At 50.1% G+C, this 3197-nt stretch carries 2 rRNA genes; both read left to right on the top strand.

The features are described from left to right. Positions 1 to 17 precede the first annotated feature (17 nt). Positions 18 to 2896, top strand: a 23S ribosomal RNA gene (locus RM544_RS17610). A gap of 148 nt (positions 2897 to 3044) precedes the next feature. Then, positions 3045 to 3160: ribosomal RNA gene (gene rrf, locus RM544_RS17605) — 5S ribosomal RNA — on the top strand. The last annotated feature ends 37 nt before the right edge of the window (positions 3161 to 3197 follow it).

Raw genomic sequence — 3197 nt, 5'->3', positions numbered from 1 at the left:
GCTATTTTGGGTTGTATGGTTAAGTGACTAAGCGTATACGGTGGATGCCTAGGCAGTTAGAGGCGATGAAGGACGTGTAAGTCTGCGAAAAGCTGTGGTGAGTTGACAAAACGCATTTGAACCACAGATGTCCGAATGGGGAAACCCACCGCTTCGGCGGTATCTGCACCTGAATACATAGGGTGTAGAGGCAAACGAGGGGAACTGAAACATCTAAGTACCCTTAGGAAAAGAAATCAACCGAGATTCCCCAAGTAGCGGCGAGCGAACGGGGAGCAGCCGAGTAATTATGAAGTAGTGGAATGAGTTGGAAAGCTCAGCGATACAGGGTGATAGCCCCGTACATGAAGTTTCATAGTTGCCATATTAAGTAGGTCGGGACACGTGTTATCTTGACTGAAGATGGGGGGACCATCCTCCAAGGCTAAATACTCCTAACTGACCGATAGTGAACTAGTACCGTGAGGGAAAGGCGAAAAGAACCCCTGTGAGGGGAGTGAAATAGAACCTGAAACCGTATACGTACAAGCAGTGAGAGCCCACTTGTTGGGTGATTGCGTACCTTTTGTATAATGGGTCAGCGACTTATATTTAGTAGCAAGGTTAACCGATTAGGGGAGCCGTAGCGAAAGCGAGTGTTAACTGCGCGTTGAGTTGCTAGGTATAGACCCGAAACCCGGTGATCTAGCCATGGGCAGGTTGAAGGTTGAGTAACATCAACTGGAGGACCGAACCCACTGACGTTGAAAAGTCAGGGGATGACTTGTGGCTGGGGGTGAAAGGCCAATCAAACCGGGAGATAGCTGGTTCTCCCCGAAATCTATTTAGGTAGAGCCTCGGACGAACACCATTGGGGGTAGAGCACTGTTAAGGCTAGGGGGTCATCCCGACTTACCAACCCTTTGCAAACTCCGAATACCGATGAGTGCTATCCGGGAGACACACGGCGGGTGCTAACGTCCGTCGTGAAGAGGGAAACAACCCAGACCGCCAGCTAAGGTCCCAAAATATTGCTAAGTGGGAAACGAAGTGGGAAGGCTAAGACAGCTAGGAGGTTGGCTTAGAAGCAGCCATCCTTTAAAGAAAGCGTAATAGCTCACTAGTCGAGTCGGCCTGCGCGGAAGATGTAACGGGGCTAAGCAATATACCGAAGCTGCGGATTTGAACTTAGGTTCAAGTGGTAGGGGAGCGTTGTGTAAGTGGTTGAAGGTGAACTGAGAGGTTTGCTGGACATATCACAAGTGCGAATGCTGACATGAGTAACGATAATGGGGGTGAAAAACCCCCACGCCGGAAGACCAAGGTTTCCTGTCCCATGCTAATCAGGGCAGGGTAAGTCGGCCCCTAAGGCGAGGCAGAAATGCGTAGTCGATGGGAAACGGATTAATATTTCCGTACTTGTTATATCAGTGAAGGGGGGACGGAGAAGGTTATGCTAGCTTGGCGTTGGTTGTCCAAGTGAAAGTGCGTAGGGTTGATTTTTAGGTAAATCCGGAAATCTACATGCCTGAGACACGAGACGAGTCACTACGGTGACGAAGTAGCAAATACCCTGCTTCCAGGAAAAGCCTCTAAACTTATGATATAGCGAACCGTACCCCAAACCGACACAGGTGGTCAGGTAGAGAATACTAAGGCGCTTGAGAGAACTCGGGTGAAGGAACTCGGCAAAATTGTACCGTAACTTCGGGAGAAGGTACGCCCTTGTTTGTGATGGACTTTTCGTCCTAAGCGAATGAGGGCCGCAGTGACCAGGTGGCTGGGACTGTTTATTAAAAACACAGCACTGTGCTAAATCGAAAGATGACGTATACGGTGTGACACCTGCCCGGTGCCGGAAGGTTAATTGATGGGGTTAGCGTAAGCGAAGCTCTTGATCGAAGCCCCGGTAAACGGCGGCCGTAACTATAACGGTCCTAAGGTAGCGAAATTCCTTGTCGGGTAAGTTCCGACCTGCACGAATGGTGTAACCATGGCCACGCTGTCTCCACCCGAGACTCAGTGAAATTGAAATTGCAGTGAAGATGCTGTGTACCCGCACCTAGACGGAAAGACCCCGTGAACCTTTACTACAGCTTGGCACTGAACATTGACCCTACATGTGTAGGATAGGTGGGAGGCTATGAAGCGTTGTCGCCAGATGACGTGGAGCTGCCCTTGAAATACCACCCTTGTATGTTTGATGTTCTAACATTGACCCCTTATCGGGGTTGTGGACAGTGTCTGGTGGGTAGTTTGACTGGGGCGGTCTCCTCCCAAAGCGTAACGGAGGAGCACGAAGGTTGGCTAATCCTGGTCGGACATCAGGAGGTTAGTGCAATGGCATAAGCCAGCTTAACTGCGAGACAGACACGTCGAGCAGGTACGAAAGTAGGTCATAGTGATCCGGTGGTTCTGTATGGAAGGGCCATCGCTCAACGGATAAAAGGTACTCCGGGGATAACAGGCTGATACCGCCCAAGAGTTCATATCGACGGCGGTGTTTGGCACCTCGATGTCGGCTCATCACATCCTGGGGCTGAAGTCGGTCCCAAGGGTATGGCTGTTCGCCATTTAAAGTGGTACGCGAGCTGGGTTTAGAACGTCGTGAGACAGTTCGGTCCCTATCTGGTGTGGGCGTTGGATGATTGATGGGAGCTGCTCCTAGTACGAGAGGACCGGAGTGGACGAACCGCTGGTGTTCGGGTTGTTTTGCCAAAGGCATTGCCCGGTAGCTACGTTCGGAATCGATAACCGCTGAAAGCATCTAAGCGGGAAGCGAGCCCAGAGATGAGTCATCCCAGAGAATTTAATTCTCCTGAAGGGTTGTTGAAGACGACAACGTTGATAGGCAGGGTGTGGAAGCGTTGTAAGGCGTTAAGCTAACCTGTACTAATTGCCCGTGCGGCTTAACCATACAACACCAAAATAGCTTCGAATGAAGTGGCTTAGGCCGGTGTTGTGATGACAAGTAGCCAAATCAAATAAAAGTCAAAGAGTAGCGACACTCTAACGTTAAAGATTACTAATAGCTTTCTGAATAGTTAAAAGAACAACAGTTTTTGCCTGACGGCAATAGCGATACGGTACCACCTGATCCCATTCCGAACTCAGAAGTGAAACGTATTAGCGGCGATGGTAGTGTGGGGTTTCCCCATGTGAGAGTAGCACACCGTCAGGCTCCCATTCTCTCTGAAAAGAGATAGAAGAACCCGTCC

Source organism: Brumicola blandensis (assembly GCF_031846165.1).
GTDB classification, from domain to species: domain Bacteria; phylum Pseudomonadota; class Gammaproteobacteria; order Enterobacterales; family Alteromonadaceae; genus Glaciecola; species Glaciecola blandensis.
The sequence above is the reverse complement of the archived record's forward strand: the minus strand, read 5'-3'. Positions and strand labels throughout refer to the sequence as shown.